This is a genomic window from Bradyrhizobium sp. 2S1 (assembly GCF_011516625.5).
GTDB lineage: Bacteria > Pseudomonadota > Alphaproteobacteria > Rhizobiales > Xanthobacteraceae > Bradyrhizobium > Bradyrhizobium septentrionale.
This window is the reverse complement of the sequence record NZ_CP147719.1, coordinates 190,836-207,700: the sequence shown is the minus strand read 5'-3', so window position 1 is coordinate 207,700 and position 16,865 is coordinate 190,836. Positions and strand designations below refer to the sequence as shown.

The 16,865-nt window shown below is 62.0% G+C and carries 13 protein-coding genes and 5 pseudogenes; 12 read left to right on the top strand and 6 right to left on the bottom strand.

Annotation, left to right across the window (positions count from 1 at the left end):
- Positions 1-406 precede the first annotated feature (406 nt).
- The 7 genes from HAP54_RS51935 to istB (HAP54_RS51910) all read left to right on the top strand — a co-directional run bounded on the left by HAP54_RS51935 (position 407) and on the right by istB (HAP54_RS51910) (position 6,134).
- A protein-coding gene (locus HAP54_RS51935; RefSeq protein ID WP_166295259.1) for an IS3 family transposase occupies positions 407-1,560 on the top strand; the annotation gives its coding sequence in 2 pieces (ribosomal slippage) (positions 407-656 and positions 656-1,560; 1,155 coding nt in all).
- Positions 1,561-1,649: 89 nt separating this feature from the next.
- A complete protein-coding gene (locus HAP54_RS52765) occupies positions 1,650-1,979 on the top strand; it encodes a cytochrome c (protein ID WP_166308695.1) in 330 nt (109 codons plus the stop codon).
- A 491-nt stretch (positions 1,980-2,470) separates the two neighbouring features.
- A complete protein-coding gene (locus HAP54_RS51930) occupies positions 2,471-2,665 on the top strand; it encodes a hypothetical protein (protein WP_166308692.1) in 195 nt (64 codons plus the stop codon).
- A gap of 141 nt (positions 2,666-2,806) precedes the next feature.
- Complete coding sequence (locus HAP54_RS51925) at positions 2,807-3,007, top strand: hypothetical protein (RefSeq protein WP_166308689.1); 201 nt, start codon at positions 2,807-2,809, stop codon at positions 3,005-3,007.
- Between the two features lie 30 nt (positions 3,008-3,037).
- The gene (locus HAP54_RS51920; RefSeq protein ID WP_166308686.1) at positions 3,038-3,328 is read left to right on the top strand and encodes a DUF2934 domain-containing protein; all 291 of its coding nucleotides are present in this window, start codon (positions 3,038-3,040) and stop codon (positions 3,326-3,328) included.
- 486 nt (positions 3,329-3,814) lie between these two features.
- Entirely contained in the window at positions 3,815-5,356 is a 1,542-nt protein-coding gene (gene istA / locus HAP54_RS51915; protein ID WP_166217180.1) for an IS21 family transposase, read from the top strand.
- A gap of 16 nt (positions 5,357-5,372) precedes the next feature.
- Positions 5,373-6,134: an IS21-like element helper ATPase IstB gene (gene istB, locus HAP54_RS51910; protein WP_029085260.1), complete on the top strand. Its 762-nt coding sequence runs from the start codon at positions 5,373-5,375 to the stop codon at positions 6,132-6,134.
- 180 nt (positions 6,135-6,314) lie between these two features.
- Here the strand turns inward: istB (HAP54_RS51910) and HAP54_RS51905 are convergent, their stop codons facing one another.
- A complete protein-coding gene (locus tag HAP54_RS51905) occupies positions 6,315-6,443 on the bottom strand; it encodes a hypothetical protein (protein WP_339156997.1) in 129 nt (42 codons plus the stop codon).
- Between the two features lie 227 nt (positions 6,444-6,670).
- Here HAP54_RS51905 and istA (HAP54_RS51900) point away from each other — a divergent pair.
- Positions 6,671-8,161: pseudogene (istA, locus tag HAP54_RS51900) on the top strand (IS21 family transposase); the annotation flags it as partial.
- An 8-nt stretch (positions 8,162-8,169) separates the two neighbouring features.
- Positions 8,170-8,796, top strand: a pseudogene (gene istB, locus HAP54_RS51895) (IS21-like element helper ATPase IstB); the annotation flags it as partial.
- A gap of 15 nt (positions 8,797-8,811) precedes the next feature.
- On the opposite strand, the gene HAP54_RS51890 reads toward istB (HAP54_RS51895), so the two are convergent.
- Entirely contained in the window at positions 8,812-10,914 is a 2,103-nt protein-coding gene (locus tag HAP54_RS51890) for a recombinase family protein (RefSeq protein WP_166298292.1), read from the bottom strand.
- A 508-nt stretch (positions 10,915-11,422) separates the two neighbouring features.
- Between HAP54_RS51890 and HAP54_RS51885 the strand changes: the two are divergent.
- A pseudogene (locus tag HAP54_RS51885) lies at positions 11,423-11,524 on the top strand (ATP-binding protein); the annotation flags it as partial.
- Positions 11,525-11,973: 449 nt separating this feature from the next.
- The gene (locus HAP54_RS51880; protein WP_166296846.1) at positions 11,974-13,380 is read left to right on the top strand and encodes an integrase catalytic domain-containing protein; all 1,407 of its coding nucleotides are present in this window, start codon (positions 11,974-11,976) and stop codon (positions 13,378-13,380) included.
- Positions 13,381-13,420: 40 nt separating this feature from the next.
- On the opposite strand, the pseudogene HAP54_RS51875 reads toward HAP54_RS51880, so the two are convergent.
- Positions 13,421-13,765 (bottom strand): annotated as a pseudogene (locus HAP54_RS51875) (tyrosine-type recombinase/integrase); the annotation flags it as partial.
- Here HAP54_RS51875 and HAP54_RS51870 point away from each other — a divergent pair.
- Positions 13,729-14,303: pseudogene (locus tag HAP54_RS51870) on the top strand (IS3 family transposase); the annotation flags it as partial. The pseudogenes HAP54_RS51875 and HAP54_RS51870 overlap by 37 nt on opposite strands.
- 63 nt (positions 14,304-14,366) lie before the next feature.
- Here the strand turns inward: HAP54_RS51870 and tnpC are convergent.
- The 3 genes from tnpC to tnpA are packed head-to-tail and all read right to left on the bottom strand — an operon-like array spanning position 14,367 to position 16,826.
- Complete coding sequence (gene tnpC, locus HAP54_RS51865; RefSeq protein ID WP_166308677.1) at positions 14,367-16,040, bottom strand: IS66 family transposase; 1,674 nt, start codon at positions 16,038-16,040, stop codon at positions 14,367-14,369.
- A gap of 46 nt (positions 16,041-16,086) precedes the next feature.
- Positions 16,087-16,434, bottom strand: a complete 348-nt coding sequence (tnpB, locus tag HAP54_RS51860) for an IS66 family insertion sequence element accessory protein TnpB (protein WP_063676425.1) — start codon at positions 16,432-16,434, stop codon at positions 16,087-16,089.
- Positions 16,431-16,826, bottom strand: a complete 396-nt coding sequence (gene tnpA, locus HAP54_RS51855) for an IS66-like element accessory protein TnpA (RefSeq protein ID WP_166202956.1) — start codon at positions 16,824-16,826, stop codon at positions 16,431-16,433. The genes tnpB and tnpA overlap by 4 nt, the downstream gene beginning before the upstream one ends.
- Positions 16,827-16,865: the final 39 nt, after the last annotated feature.

Genomic DNA, 16,865 nt, shown 5'->3' with positions numbered 1-16,865 from the left:
TCGCCATGGGCGGATAGCTCAGGCTGGAGCGGCTCACGCCGACGGCCTGGGCCCCCGGGCACGAAGGACCGGAACCAGCGCAGCGTCGCGAACTCGGCAGTGGCCAATTCCCGGGCTTTGGGAATCGCGTCGCGCACGGTCAGCATCAGCCAATAAGCGTAAGCGCTCCTTTCTACGCACCTATGCAGTTGAGCGCGGGGATGGGATGAGGTGTCCACCATGAGCGAGGTGGACACGATCGATGATCACTCCAGAAGAACCTTTGAGACTTGAGACGGTCGGCGTGTTGCGCAATGGCCGGCGTCGCTATGATCCGGCCAGCAAACAGCGGCTGGTCGAGGCCTGTTGAGCTGCTGCCGGTTTGATGGACACCGAGATTAGGTGTTTCATGAAGCCGGAGGTGGCGATGAAAAGACGGAAGTTCAGCCGCGAGTTCAAGGTCGAGGCGGTCAAGCTGGTGCGGGAACGTGGGGTGTCGGTGGCGCAAGCTGGCCGTGACCTGGATGTTCATGAGAATGTTCTCCGCAAATGGGTGAAGGAGTTGGGCTCCGACCCGGCGCAAGCCTTTCCCGGCCACGGGCAGATGAAGCCGGAGCAGCAGGAGATCGAGCGGCTGCGCCGTGAGGTCGCCAAGCTGAAGGCCGAGCGGGATATCCTAAAAAAGGCCGCAGCCTACTTCGCGAAGGAAGCGACATGAAGTTCGCCTTCGTCGCGAAGCACCGGACGATCTGGCCGGTGGCATGGCTATGCGATGCGCTGGGAGTGTCGCGGTCGGGCTTCCATGCCTGGCTGAACCGCTCTCCCAGCGCCAGATCCCGCAGCGACGAGGAGCTCGGCGGCAAGGTCAAGGCCAGCTTCGCCGCCAGCGACCGCACCTATGGCGCACGCCGGGTGTGGCGTGACCTGCTCGCCGACGGGGCGGATTGCGGCCTGCACCGGATTGAGCGGCTGATGCGCCTGCAAGGCTTGCGGGCGCGGCCGCGACGTCGGCGCTTACCGAAGGACAGCGGCGATCGACAGCTCGAGACCGTACCGGCGAACCTCCTTGACCGGCAGTTCGCCGCCGAGCGGCCGAACCAGAAGTGGATCGCCGACTTCACCTATCTCTGGACGGCCGAAGGCTGGCTCTATGTCGCAGCGGTGATCGACCTGTTCTCACGCCGCGTGGTGGGCTGGTCGATGAGTGCCTCCATGACGGCACAGCTCGTGACGGACGCATTGTTGATGGCCGTCTGGCGGCGCGGCAAGCCGGATGCGCTGTTGCATCACTCCGACCAGGGCAGCCAGTACACCAGCGAGCAGTTCCAGCGCCTGATGGCCGACCACGGCATCGTTTGCAGCATGAGCCGCTCCGGCAACGTCTGGGACAACGCGGCGATGGAGAGCTTCTTCTCCTCGCTCAAGACCGAGCGTACGGCCAACAAGATTTATCAAACCAGAGATGAGGCACGCGCCGATGTGTTCGACTACATCGAACGATTTTACAACACGACCCGCAGGCACTCGACCATCGGCTATCTCAGCCCGGTTGAGTTCGAGCGCAAGGTGGGATTAGCTTAAGCGGGTGTCCATCAAACCGGCAGCAGCTCACATCATCGCTCAATGATGAGGTGCGTCGTGGCGCTTATCTAGCGACAATCGGACATTGCATGGGGTGTCACACTCCGCGAACGAAAGGTCTCTCCGACTTTAGAAACAGTCTCGGAAAGGGTGGCACCCGATATGACCCCGCCTTTGTGAAGGGCTACCCAAGTGCTTGGAAAGGATCGGTTGCCTCCAATATTACGTCACATCCACAGGCGGGCATTGGTGCTTGGACTGACGCGGAGGTTAAGCGTGCTCTCACGCAAGGGATTGCCCGCGATGGCCGCGAGCTCGATACGCCGATGAAAGACCACACACCATATTTCCGAGGCATGACCGACGAAGACCTTAACTCACTCGTCGCTTGGCTTCGTACAGTGCCTCCACTGGAATAAGGCCCCGTCCAGCTAGGATCGTCGTCACCGCACATCTGGGGCAGCTACGACAGCGCACCCTTCACCCGACTGAATGCCGGTGGTGTCGTCCGCCAAGGTCGTCGCCAAGGCTCTCGCATCCCGACGGCAAGCTTACAAAACCCATCAAGACCTGAAGGCGACATGGGTTGGAGCCGACATTCTATGTCATCGAATACCGGGGCATCACGTTCGAAGGTTTACTTCGAGCCAGCTCGTTCAAGGGGCTTAGTCGGAAGTGATCCTGTCGGCGGGCTCTCCACCCACACCGGCGTATCGTTCTCCTTGCCCATGCCATCGCAGGATATGCACCGTAGGTCGGTCCGTTGATCGAGCGACATAACCGCCTTTAGCGGCTTCCCGCAGCGCGGACATCTGGTGAGGTCCATGACGTCCTCCCTCTTTCCAGCCCTAACCAGTCATAGGAACAAAAGTTCCTACGTCGCGTTGGGGGATTTTTTGGGAGGAAATTAATGGAAATGGTCGTCGAGCGCGTCGTTCGCACCTATGGGATGATGGTAACTCTCAGCCGGGAAGAAGAGGACACCGTCCGGAAGCGGGTTCTGGAATTCGTGGAAGGGAAGACTGGTGATGAGAACACCATCGCTGTCGAGGCCATCAAGTTGTTGAGGGGACCTAAGCCGTCGCGGACACGGCGGCCGAAGTGATGAGTTCGATTACCCGGTTTGCCACGGCCGTCGAGGGCACCTACCGAATTGACGGAGCGGATAGTGCAGGGCAGCCCTTACTAATCCCCGTGCCGGGCTTCTGAGAAGAGAGGTAAGTTCCCCCCCTAGCGCATCACGCCAATGTCCAGTCTGCCTGCACCGAGCTACCGGGCTTACTTCGTCGGAACGGACGGCCACATTATTGGTCGTGAGGATCTGATCTGCGCTGGAGATGCCGAAGCCATCGAGTTGGCAACCAAGTTGACAGACGAGCACGCGGTGGAGGTCTGGGACGGGGACCGCCTGGTGACCAAACTCGCATGTCAGAAACCCTCTAAATGAACAATTTGCGTCCTATTTCGTATACGGAGAATGCTCAGGGATGAGAAAGACAGCCGCCGGGGATTGGAGCGCGAGCTCGAAAGGGCGAAACGGCTTGCCGCGGTCACAACGGATCGCACGACCTATGCGCGGATACGCGATTTTGCCGAGGACATCGGGCAAAGGCTCCAGCGGTTAGTGTCCCGCCGAGGTGAACAAGACGAGATCCGTGCACGCGCGCGCCAGCTTTGGCAAGAGGCGGGCCGGCCAACGGGCCGCGACTTAGATTTCTGGCTGCAAGCCGAGCGCGAACTCGCGGACGATGAGGCGATCGACGGGTGACGGCCGTGCAGCGTTTTGGAACCGTTACATAAGGCCGGTCCTCTCTGGCGTTATTTCGATGAACGTCAACGCCAACTCTTTCGTGGCCGGGAGTCAAGAAGATCCAGCAGCGATGACAATTGGGGACGCGGCTCGGGACTTACCTAGGTGCCCGGTTCGCCTTGGATGTTGGCCCGAGCGGGCGGCTGATCACAAGGCCAATTAGGCCGACCAGTACCAGCATGGCTCCGGCGATGATGAGCCGGTGCGGTAATTCCAGCCAACCCATCGCGGTCCTGATCATATACGCCTACTCTTCGCCTTTGGCCCGATCTGCATGTTTCGCGGGATCGTGAGCACGGATTTCAGGGGATCGTGAGCAGAGATTTCAGACGATCGTGAGCACGGATTTCGCGGGATCGTGAGCAGCTTTTCAGCGGCTCAGCCCGCTTCGGCCGACAACTCAACCGGCTTAGGAACTGCCTCGTCAGTGAACGAGGAAGGCCGATGCCCACCCAGAGATTGTCGATGCGCCGGATCAAAGAGGTTCTCCGCTTAAAACATGTTCAAGGCTTGCCGGAGCGAGCCATCGCGCGCACCCTGGGCATCAGCAACGGAGCCGTGCACAGCTATCTGCGCCGAGCCGGGGCTGCCGGACTGAACTGGCCGTTGCCGGTCGGAATGACCGACGAAGACCTGGAGCTGCTGCTTTTCCCTGCGCCGAGGCCTGCGTCACAGAGCCCACAGCGGCCCGTTCCCGACTGGGGCTATGTCGACAAGGAGCTGCGCCGGCGCAACGTGACCCGCCGGCTGCTGTGGGACGAGTATCGCGCCAGCCATCCCGATGGATTCGGCTACACATGGTTCTGCACGACCTACGAGGCCTGGAAGGGGCGAGCCCGGCCTTCGATGCGGCAGACCCATCTGGGCGGCGAGAAGGTTTTCGTGGATTTCGCCGGCGACACCATCGACGTCATCGCCCCCTCAAGTGGGGAAGTGCAGTCGATGAAGCTGTTCGTCGCAGCGATGGGCGCCTCCAACTATACCTACGCCGAGGCCTGCCCAAGCGAGGGGCTCGCCGACTGGATCCGGGTCCACATCAACCTTTTCGCCTTCCTCGGCGGCGCGCCGACATTCGTGGTCTGCGACAATCTCAAGGCCGCCGTCACCAATCCCGACCGCCACGATCCTGGCCTCAACCGAACCTATGCCGAGATGGCGAGCCATTACGGCACGGCCATTCTCGCAGCCCGGCCGCGGCGCCCAAAAGATAAGGCAAAGGTCGAAGTTGCGGTGCAAGTCGCCCAGAGATGGATTTTGGCGCGGCTGCGCAACCAACGCTTCTTTTCGTTGGCGGAGCTGAACGCAGCCATCAAAATACTCGTCGTCGAACTCAATGCCCGGCAGATGCGCGACTTTGGCGCCAGCCGCGCCGAACTGTTCTCCGAACTCGACAAGCCCAAGCTCACAAAGCTGCCGGATCAGGCTTACGCTTTCGCGCGCTGGAAGCGATGCCGGGTCGGCCCCGACTATCATATCGAGATCGATGGACACTGGTATTCCACGCCATATCGGCTCATCCGTGAGCTTGTCGATGCCCGCATCGACGACAGGACGGTCGAGATCTTCCACAACGGCCGCAGGATCGCCAGCCACGCCCGCGCGCCCAACCGGCGGGGCCACACCACCACCGCCGACCACATGCCCAGCGCCCATCGGCGCTACGGCCAATGGACGCCCGCCGGAGTGATCGCCGCCGGCGAGCGGATCGGTCCGTCGACCGCCGCCTTCTTCCAGGCCGTGATCGCGGCCCGGCCGCATCCCGAGCAAGGCTTTCGCACCTGCCTCGGCATTCTGTCGCTGGCCAAAAGCTACAGCGCCGAGCGCGTCGACGCGGCCTGCCGGCGCGGCATTCTGATCAAGGCGCGATCCGTCGCCTCGATCCGCTCCATCCTCCAGAACGGCCTGGATCGCACCTTTCTCGACGAGCCCTCCGAACCCCAACCCCTGCGCCACGGCAACATCCGCGGCCGGGATTATTTCCACTGAAGCCAAGGAGACCTGTATGCTCACCCATCCCACCCACGAACGCCTGATCGAGCTCGGCTTGAGCGGCATGGCCAAGGCCTTCGAGGAGCAGCGACGATCACCTGATCTCGAAGCCTTGCCGTTCGAAGATCGCATCGGCCTGCTGGTCGACCGGGAAGCCGCGGAACGCGACACCAGGCGGCTCACTACGCGCCTCAAGCTGGCCGCGCTCCGCCAGAATGCTTGCTTGGAGGACGTCGATTTGCGCACGCCGCGGGGTATCGACCGGGCCGTCTTCGCCAAGCTGGTCAGCGGCGACTGGATCGATCGCCACGAGAATTTGCTCATAACCGGAGCGACCGGATTGGGCAAAAGTTGGTTAGCCTGTGCCCTCGGCCACAAGGCCTGCCGCGACAATCGCTCGGTTCTCTATCATCGCGTCCCAAGATTGTTCGAAGCGTTGGCACTCGCGCGGGGGGATGGACGTTATGCCCGCTTGCTCAAAACCCTTGGCCGCGCCCAGCTTCTGATTTTGGACGATTGGGGATTGTCAGTGCTCACCGCTGCCGAACGGCGCGATCTACTGGAAGTCCTTGAGGACCGCCATGGCCGCGCCTCCACCATCGTAACCAGCCAACTCCCTGTGGACACATGGCACGAAGTTATCGGAGACCCAACCTACGCCGACGCTGTCCTCGATCGCCTCGTCCATAACGCTCACCGCCTCCAGCTTGCCGGCGAAAGCATGCGAAAACGCAACGCCAGAACCATCACCCTTGACGAGCAGCCAGAACGCTGACTCTATCACCGCCTCGGCCGGAGCGGGCTGCTCACGATCGTCTGAATTCGCCGCTCATGATCGCGCGAAATCGCTGCTCACCATCACTGAAATATGCAGCCCGATCTCGATGAACAGGCTAAAACTCCGATCGTTCGGTGAACGTTCCGCCGCCAAATAAACGTGACCCGCGCGAGCGCGTCACTTAGCCTTTTTCTCCAATCCGATTTCGACCAGCCGCCGGATGGCCTCGGGGCGGCCGGGCAGGTCGTCCTGTTGACGGCGGAAGTCATCGATCTTCTTGGCCATATCGGCCTGAAGCCGCACCAAGACCGGCTCTCCAGTGGCCTCGGCTCGCTTCTTTGGTGATTTCATGATTTCACGACTTTCGGCGCGATAGTGTCGCAGGGATACGGCCCAGACGCGCTGGAGGGGCTGACCACTGTCATTCGGCCTGCAATATTGACCCCCTAAGCCGGGGGATCGGCGTCCAAAATTGACCCCCTGTAGGTTGGTCTGTTGCGCTGCCTGCTTTGGAATGAAGCAGGTGGTCGGGGATGCTGGTCGTGGAGACGATTGCGCGGATTCGGCGCGAGCACTTCATCAAGGGCAAGACGATCAAGGAGATCGCCCGCGACCTGAAGGTGTCGCGGAACACGGTCCGGAAGGTGCTGAGGTCCGGAGGGACCTCCTTCGAGTACGAGCGGCAGGTGCAGCCACGACCAAAGCTGGGGCGGTGGGCATCGGAGCTCGATAGGCTGCTGGCGGCGAACGCGACCAAACCGGCTCGTGAACAGCTGACGCTGATCCGGATCTTCGAAGAGCTGCGCGGGAGCGGCTACGACGGCGGTTACGATGCCGTGCGGCGTTACGCCAGGCGGTGGAGCAAAGAACGCGGGCAATCGACCGCGGCCGCTTATGTCCCGCTGAGCTTTGCCCCCGGCGAAGCCTACCAGTTCGACTGGAGCCACGAGGTGGTCTTGCTGAGCGGCACCACGGTGATGGTGAAGGCCGCCCATGTCCGGCTCTGTCACAGCCGCATGCTGTTCGTGCGGGCCTATCCGCGGGAGACGCAGGAGATGGTGTTCGACGCCCACGACCGGGCGTTCGCCCTGTTCAAAGGCACCTGCACCCGCGGCATCTACGACAACATGAAGACCGCCGTAGAGACGATCTTCGTCGGTAAAGGGCGTCTCTACAATCGCCGCTTCCTGCAGATGTGCAGCCACTATCTGGTCGATCCGGTCGCCTGCACGCCAGCGTCGGGCTGGGAGAAGGGGCAGGTCGAGAACCAGGTCGGGCTGGTCCGGGAGCGCTTCTTCACGCCGCGGCTGCGGTTCAAAAACCTCGACGAGTTAAACGCCTGGCTGCTCGACAAATGCATCGCCTACGCCAAGGCTCATCGCCACCCGGAGCTGGTCGATCAGACGATCTGGGAAGTGTTCGAAGCCGAGCGTCCCAAGCTCGTTCCCTATGCCGGCCGCTTCGACGGCTTCCATGCGGTGACGGCATCGGTCTCGAAGACCTGCCTGGTGCGCTTCGACAATAACAAATACTCGGTCGCAGCCAGCGCAGTCGGACGGCCGGTCGAAGTCCAGGCTTATGCCGACCGCATCGTGATCCGTCAGGATGGACGCATCGTTGCCGAGCACCCGCGATCCTTTGGCCGCGGCGAGACGACCTATGATCCCTGGCACTATGTGCCGGTGCTGGCTCGCAAACCCGGTGCCTTGCGCAACGGTGCTCCCTTCAAAGACTGGGTGCTGCCGGCCGCGATCGAGCGGATCCGGCGCAAGCTTGCCAGCACCGACGATGGCAATCGGCAGATGGTCGACATCCTCAACGCGGTGCTGACTGACGGTCTGCCCGCGGTGGAAGCAGCCTGTGCTGAAGCGCTCAGTCACAGCGTCCATTCCGCCGATGTCGTGCTCAATATCCTGGCCCGTCAACGTGAACCCGCCCCACCGGCCAACATCATGACGCCGGCCGCACTGACGCTCCGTCATGCGCCGATCGCCGATTGTGCCCGCTACGACAACCTCCGGAGGACCATCTGATGGAACGAACCCAAATCTTCGACCTCATGGGCGAACTCAAGCTCTACGGCATGAAGGCTGCCTTCGACGAGATCATGGCAACTGCCGTCAAACGCCAGCACGAACCTCAGCGCATTGTCGGCGACCTGCTCAACGCCGAGATCAACGAGAAGCAAGCCAGGTCGATCAAATACCAGCTCACCATTGCCAAGCTGCCGCTTGCCAAGGACATTGCCGACTTCCAGTTCGACGGCACGCCGATCAATCAGACTCTCGCCAATGATCTCGCTGGCGGCGGCTTCATCGCCCAACAACGCAACGTCGTGCTGGTTGGCGGCACCGGCACAGGCAAGACCCACCTGGCCATTGCCATCGCCAGAAGCTGCATCCGATCCGGGGCTCGCGGCCGCTTCTTCAACGTAGTCGACCTCGTCAATCGCCTCGAGACCGAGACCCGCAACGGACGGCAAGGACGGCTCGCCGAGCATCTGACCCGGATGGACTTCATCGTGCTGGATGAACTCGGCTATTTGCCCTTCGCCCAGTCCGGTGGCCAGCTTCTCTTCCACCTCGTCAGCCGGCTCTATGAGCGCGCCTCTGTCATCGTGACCACCAATCTCGCCTTCGGCGAATGGCCGAGCGTGTTCGGCGAGCCGATGACTTCATGATGCCTCCTTCTTCGAATGCTTGGTGCGTCGTACCCGATTGCGCAGCTGACTGATTTGTTCGTCTGAGAGCTCGATCTGCCATGGCTGACCTTTGGCTAACTGACGACCTGCCAGCAATCCGCGCGCAAGATAATCGAAAACTGTTTGCGGGGTTAATCCAAGCTCAGCCGCTGCCCCCTGAATCGAGAAGCTGCCGTCGGGCCAGCGCCTGGGATTCTTGTCCACGCCGTTGATCTTGACGGTGGGAATGCCCCAGCGGGTGCGCAACAGCCAGACATTCTCGCCTTTGAAGGCGCAGCCTCGGGCCGCGACGAAGCCTTCTTGATTGAGTATTGCCGCGATCTCGGCATCCATTTTTTGTTCAGCATTCAGCTCGACGATCCGTTGCCGCAACCGATCAATGTCGATGTAATTGCGGTAGGTGTGAACGCGCCGTTGCACGTGATGCTCGCTGGTTGCACCGGTCTGCCAGACGATCTTGAGCCACACCTGACCTCGGGTCCGCTTCTGATCAAGAACGACTTCGCGGATCACAAATCGCAGAATGCGCTTGCGATCGGCTGCCGACGTGGTGGCCGCGTTCCAAATCCGCGGCAGGTTCTCGCCGAGCGCTTGTAGCCCTGCGCATTCCGCCGGGCCAATCAGAAGCGGCTCTTGCCCGCGCCAACGCGCATGCTCCTGCTCGACCGCCTCTGCGACACGCAGCCTCTCTTCCCAAGCCCGCTCAAGTGAGCGCGCCACAAGACGGTTCTCGGGCTCTACGGCGTCATACTGGCGCCGAGCGCGCTCGGCCTCGTAGCGGGCGCGCTCCACGCGAAGCGCCCACTGGCGCTCGAGCTGACGGCTCTCCTGCTCCAGTTGGCCCGCGGCTGCGAGTGCGATCTCAATCTGATCCGGCACCAGGGCGTCGAGGACTACCCGTTGGACCAAGGCATCAACCGCTAAGGCCCGGACTTCCTGGCACAGTGCACTGCCTTCCTGATCCCGATCCGACCGGCAGCAATAGACCGGATAGTCGGCATTCGGGCCCGTGTAGCGCATGCTCATGCGCCGTCCACAACGACCGCAGACCGCAATTCCTTGTAACAGGGCTGCCCCCTTGCGTGGCACGCCAGCGTGTCCTGCCTCAAAGTGGGCGACGTTATCTGCCAGTCGCCGCTGGTTGGCCATGAACTCCTCCCAGCTGATATAACCCGGGTGAGCAGAGCGGAGGCAAACCGCCCAGTCGGCGATCGCCACCTTGACCGTTCCCGTCAGCGATCCCGGCCGGCATCGGCTCGGATCCTTTTGCCGTCGGCCATAAACGTACGCCCCAGCATAGGCCGGATTTTGAAGGACGCTAAGGACGCGTGCACTATCTGGCGCCCGCCAGACGATCTCATGTGGAGATGGTCCAAGCAGCGGTCGAACCGGCAAGGACAGTCCGTTCCTGTCCAAGTAACGCATCACACGGCGGGCGCTTTGCAATTCCTGGAATTTGGCAAAAACGAGATGAAGACGGGCCTGCACCTCCTCATCAGGATTGAGAATAATTGTGCCGGCGCGATCATAGGCGAGCCCGGCTGGCAGGGGCAGCCGCAGTTCGCCCCGCGCCGCCTTCTGGCGTTCCCCTTGGTGAAGGCGCATCCGAAGCTGATGCAACTCCGCCTCGCTCATGATGCCGGACAAGCCCAACAGCAGGCGGTCGTGGTAGGCGCGCGGATCGTAAAGCCGCTCGCCATCCGCAATGAGCACACCGAACACCGAGCACAGTTCGAGCAACTGATGCCAGTCCCGGTTGTTGCGGGCCAAGCGCGAAGCGTCGAGGCTCACCACAAGACCGGCGTTGCCAAGGCCGATCTCGGCAATGAGCTTCTGGAAGCCATGACGATCCACACCGCCAGCACCGGATTTGCCCAGATCCTCGTCAATGACCTGGACGCGCTCCGGCGGCCAGCCCAGACCGATGGCGCGATCGACGAGGCGGTACTGCAGCTCCGTGCTCTCCTGATGCTGGCGCACCTGGTTCACGGATGACTGCCGTACGTAGACATAGGCCAACTTGGCTCGGTGCGCAGTCGTGAGCCGCTCGTCAGCGACGTTCAAGCTGATCAGCACGACCCAGTCCCCTTCCGGGCGTGCCGGGAACCGCTTGCATCCGCCGGAGCAGCGTGGCGAGGATTTGAGCGATCTGGGTTTGCGTCGCGGTCGACAGATTCGGCCACAGGCGCGGAATGTCGTCCGTCGGACGGCCGGGTGGATTTGCCAACGTCGGCATGGGTCGATACGCAACGCGACCTGGAAGCGGTCGGTGGGTCATCGCGAATCACCTTCTCGTCAAGAAGGCTCAGACTCGCGCTCAAATGTTGCATCAATGGGATCAGCGTACGTGCGCTGATGCGCGGCAGATCGGCGGCGTTCGGACCAGAAGTTATTGTCTCGGCAAGATCGGTCGACGCGATGCGAACCGCCCGCGGCCGGCCGTCCGGCAGCGCGACAACGACATAGGCGGGACCGCGCCCCGACCGCTCCTTCAGCACCTCAACCCGGTGCCCAAAAAGAAAATGATGCGGGTCAGTGATCGTAACGTGAGACACGACCCGCTCGAGAATAGGGGTACTTCGACGTGTTCGGTGACGCCAAAATGACCACCGCGCTGCTCGACCGGTTGACCCATCACTGCGACATTGTCGAGACCGGCAACGATAGCTGGCGGTTCAAGAGCCGAGACGACGATCACGCCACCCGCGCTCGTCTCGCCTCCGCTATCCCGGCCAGCTCCGACGAGACGAGCGCTACCAGCAAAGCCCGCCGCACGAAGGGGTCAAAATTGGACGCCGATGAGGGGCGCATTGCCTCATCGAAAATGTTACCGAACAATTCCGCTGATGACTGGGGCGGCGTTACCGAATCAGGTCGGTGGCGCCAATGGCGAGCGGGATCAGCATGGGCGCAAGGCGCGAGGTGTTGGCCGCGGTGGCGAGGCGCTACCGTGCGGCTGGACGAGTTGAGAAGGGACGGATCCTTGACGAGTTGACAGCAACGACGGGTTGGCACCGCAAGCACGCGGTGCGAGCACTGTCGGTTGCCGGAAGGGACAGGCCCAGACCACCACTGGACGAAGGGGCAACGAGCCCAACCGAACCAGCGACAAGTCGGCGACGCAAATACGCCAGCGTGCGCGACGCGCTGATCGCGCTGTGGGAAGCCTCCGATCGCGTCTGCGGTAAGCGCCTCGTATCGATGATCCCAGTGCTGTTGCCCGCACTCGAGCGGCATGGCCGGCTGAAGCCAACGAGCGCAGAGCGTGCGCTGCTGACAACTCTGAGCGCGGCGACGATCGATCGGATGTTGATCGACGTTAAAATTGCGGCTGCTGGGGGGCGCCGGCGGCGAGTCGGATTCTACTCGGCGATTCGACGCGAGGTGCCGATCCGCACTTTCAATGACTGGGCAAACCCGCCGCCAGGCTTTTGCGAGATCGACATGGTCGCGCACGGTGGGACCAGCGTCGCCGGCTCGTTTATCCAGACTTTGACCATGGTGGACATCGCAACAGGATGGACGGAATGCCTGCCCCTGGTGACACGCGATGGCAGCCTCGTCGTGGAAGCGATGACGCGAGCACAGGGCCTGTTCCCGTGGGTGATCTGTGGCGCCGACTTCGATAACGACAGCGCGTTCATGAACGACGTCGTCGTTCCATGGTGCCGAGCACAGAAGATCGAGGTAACGCGGTCACGTGCCTACAAAAAGAACGATCAGGCTTTCGTGGAGCAGAAGAACGGTGCGGTGGTCCGGCGGCTCGTCGGATACGGGCGCTTCGACGGGGTCGAGACGGCCCGCGTGATGGCACGTCTCTACGCGGCGGCGCGCCTGCTGGTGAACTTCTTCCAGCCGTCATTCAAGCTCAAAGAGAAGCGCCGCGAGGGTGCCAAGATCATCAAACGCTATCATCCGCCTGCCACACCATACGAACGTGCACTGGGGCACCCGAAACTCCCATCAGCGGTCAAGCGCCGTCTGCGCCAGACGTATCGGACTCTCGATCCCATACAATTGCTTGCCACGATCCGCACGGCGCAGGAAGAGCTCGGCGAACGGATCGGCAAGCGCGGTCTTGCGAAGGTTCCCACCGTATCGCCGGCTGATCCGCTCTCGTTTGCCCGATCGCTCGGCACGGCGGCAAACACCGCCGAAGTGCGGGCCACGCACCGCCGGCCGAAACGGCGATATAAAAAGCGTATTCGCATGCCCTCGAAGCTCGATCCCCATCTCGCGATCATCGAGAACTGGCTCGCCGTCGAGCCACAGCTCACTGCACTGGCCATCGTGGGCAGGCTCGCCACGATCGATCCTTCGATGTTCAGCGACAAGCAGCATTCGATCGTTCAGCGCCTGCTTCGGTCCCTCCGGCGGAAGGTGGCGGAGACAGCCATCGTATCCATGCCCGTGGATGAAATACGGCCCGAGGCTGTGGACGGCGCTGCGTGTGATGAGCACTCCGCCCCGCCCACAGCCTCTCCACCGAGCTGGCCGCGGCTCGAGACCGAGACCTTCATCCCGGGTAACATTACTTCCTGAGGCAATACGAGGGGTCAAATTTGCAGGCCGATTGACAACCGTAACCAAGACGTCGAAGCGCCGCATTGAGTGTGTTCTCACTAAGCGGCCTCAAGACGGTGCGGACAGAGGGAAATACGTATCGTCCCGTGCCGGTCAGTTTCTGAAGGTGACGGAGTGTTTCAAGCACCTGTCTCGAAAGTGGGACACGATGCGGTCGCTTCATCTTCATTTTGGATGCTGGAATGCTCCAGACAGCGTTGTCAAAATCCATCTCCTTCAGAGCTGGCTCCGCAAATTCGGACAGTAGCTTGAGTGGATTTTCTGCCTGACAGCGGCGAGGATTCTTGCCGCGAATCAGGAGCGAAGATGACGAAGAAGAGCCGCCGGATGCATTCTCCGGCATTCAAGGCGAAGGTTGCTTTGGCTGCGGTCAAAGGCGACAAGACGCTGGCGGAGCTGGCGCAACTGTTTGATGTTCATCCGAACCAGATCACGATCTGGAAAAACCAGCTCCTGGAAGGCGCCGCCGGCGTGTTTGGGCATGACAAGGCGTCGGCCGAGACGCCGGTCGATTTGAAGGCGTTACATGCCAAGATCGGCGAGCTGGCGTTGGAAAACGATTTTTTGTCCGGCGCGCTCACCAAGGCGGGCCTGCTGAGCGCAAAGCGATGATCGACCGCGGTCATGATCTTTCTATCGTGCGCCAGGCGAAGGTCCTGAAGCTGGCTCGCAGCACGGTCTACTATGAACCTCGGCCAGTTTCGGCCGAGGACCTTGCCTTGATGCGTCGGCTCGATGAGCTGCATCTCGATTATCCCTTCGCGGGAGCGCGTATGCAGCGATCGTTGCTGCGGCGGGAGGGCGTATACGCCGGTCGCCGCCACATCGCGACGCTGATGAAGCGCATGGGGATGGAGGCGGTCTATCGTACGCATACGACGAAGGCCGCCTGATTGACGCATGCGCGTGGGCGTGGCGATCTGTAAGATAGCGTTGGGTGAAGGTCAGGCGGCCTGCTGATCGGTGGGGTTGTTGGCTTGCCGCAGGAGCTTCCATTCCCAGGGCAGCAGTTCGCGCAGACGCGAAGTGGGAAGATCGGCGATCCGGGCGAGGACGTCGGCGAGCCAGGCTTTGGGATCGACGTTGTTCAGGCGGCAGGTCGTGATCATCGTCAGCATGATGGCAGCGCGGTCGGCGCCGCGCAGGCTGCCGGCGAAGGTCCAGTTGCGCCTGCCCAACGCGATGCCGCGCAACGCTCTTTCAGCGGCATTATTGCTGAGGCAGATCCTGCCATCATCGAGGAAGCGGGAGAAGTCGTCCCAGCGCCTGAGCATGTAGTTAATCGGCTTCAGGACCTCGGAGGAACGCGAGAGGGTTTCGCGCTCGCGGAGCAGCCAGGCATGCATGTCCTCGAGAAGTGACTTACTCTGTTCCTGGCGAGCGGCACGCCGCTCGCCGGCACCGCGGCCGTTGATGGCGCGCTCGATCTCGAACAACGTATCGAGGCGTCTGACAGCCTCCAGCGCGATCGGGGAGACCGGTTTGCCTTTCTTGCCTTCCCGAGCATTTTTCTCGATATCAGCCAGCTCGAAGAAGCCCCGCCGCGCATGGGCGAAGCAAAACGCCGGTGTCATCGGCAGCGCCTTCTTCTGCGGGTCGAACAGCGGCTCGAAGCCGCTGTAGCAATCCGCCTGCAAGATGCCGGCGAAGGCGGCCAGATGTCTCTGTGGATGCTCGCCTCGTCGGTCGCTCGAGGCGTAATAGACCGCTGCCGGCGGCGCAGGCCCGGCGAACGGCCGGTCATCCCGCACATAAGTCCAGATCCGCCCGGTCGTGCACTTGCCCTTCGCCAGAATACGGATGGTGGTGTCGTCGCCATGAAGGCGCTCGGCAGCGAGCACGTGGCGTTCGATCAAGTGGAAGAGCGGCATGACGGCGAAGGTCCCGTGGCCGACCTGGTCGGCCAGCGTCGACAACGGCAGGTCGATCCCCTCGGCCTTAAAGCGCGCACTCTGGCGGTTGAGCGGGATATGCATGCCGAACTTGTCGAACAGGATCGTCGCCAGCAATTGTGGGCCGATGAAGCCGCGCGGCGTGGCATGGAACGGCGCGGGCGGCTGGCTGATCTTCTCGCAATCGCGGCAGGTGAACTTCTCGCGTACCGTCTCGATCAGCTTGAAGCGGCGCGGGATCTCCTCCAGCGTCTTGGTCACATCCTCACCGATCTTCGCCAGCCGCGATCCACCGCAGCAGGCGCAGGTCGTTGGAGTCTCAATGACGACGCGCTCGCGTTCGATATCGTCAGGCCATGGCTTGCGCACCGGCCGCTTGCGCATGAAGGGGCGGACGTTCTGCGTCTTCGCCGCTGCGGCCTGTGCGGCAAGCTCATCCTCGCTCGCCGTGGTGACGAGTTCTTCGAGCTCCAACTCCAACTGCTCGAGCAGCCGTGCCGAGCGCTCGGATCGCTGCCCGTGCAGTTCGCGCTTCAGCTTCTCGATGCGCAACTCGAGATGAGCGATCAGCGCCTCGGTATCCGACAGTTTCGCCTGCGCATTCGCGGCTTGCGCCTGCCAGTTGGCGGCCTTCGCCTCGGCTTTCTGTCGCGCCTCACGCTCGGCCTGCAGCGCCGCCAGGGCACTGACAAGGTCCGATGGAAGATCATCCGGCTTCGATATCATGGAGCCATTGAATCAGATCAAGCCGCAGATTCAAACCGTAAAACGACTATCCGACCCGCGTCGGACGCTGGGTTTCTTGAGGGTTGCGCCAATCGATCCCGGACAACAGATAGCTCAACTGCGCCGGAGAGATCGTTACCGATTCACCAGCAACCGATGGCCAGATGAACCTGCCTCTCTCGAGTCTTTTGGTGAACAAGCAGGCGCCCTGGCCATCGTGCCAAATGACCTTCAATAGATCACCGCGTTTGCCCCGGAAGCAGAAAAGACCGCCGCCCATGGCGTCGCGCTTGAGCACTTCCTGCACGCGCAGAGCCAGGCTCGGAAAGCCGCACCGCATGTCGGTATGGCCCGTCGCCAGCCACACCCGCACGCCCGTCGGGATCGGGATCATCGGCGCGCCAGGCCCCGAGCAATTCGAACGACCGCCTCGATATCCGCACCGGGGCCGAAGACCACGCGCAGCCCCTGAGGGCTCACGATTTCGATCTGACCTGTCTCGACAGCTTCCGTCGTTGGCGGCGTACTTGCCGCAACTATCGCAGGGACGAATGTCGGGCCGATCGAATCCTCTTCGGCCGGATCATGACAGGTCCAAGCCTTGCGCCAGCTCAGCAGAAGCTGACGTGATATCCCATACCGGCGAGCCGTCGCCGACACCAGTCGTGGCCCCGAGAAGCTCTCCTCTACGATTCTGAGCTTCTCCGCACGCGTCCAGCGTCGCCGCCGACCGGTCTCCACCAAATCCATGCGGCTCAGCACCGCACTGTCCTTATGTCCGTCCATAAGGACAGTCAGCTACAGATCGGAAAAACTCGCAAGACG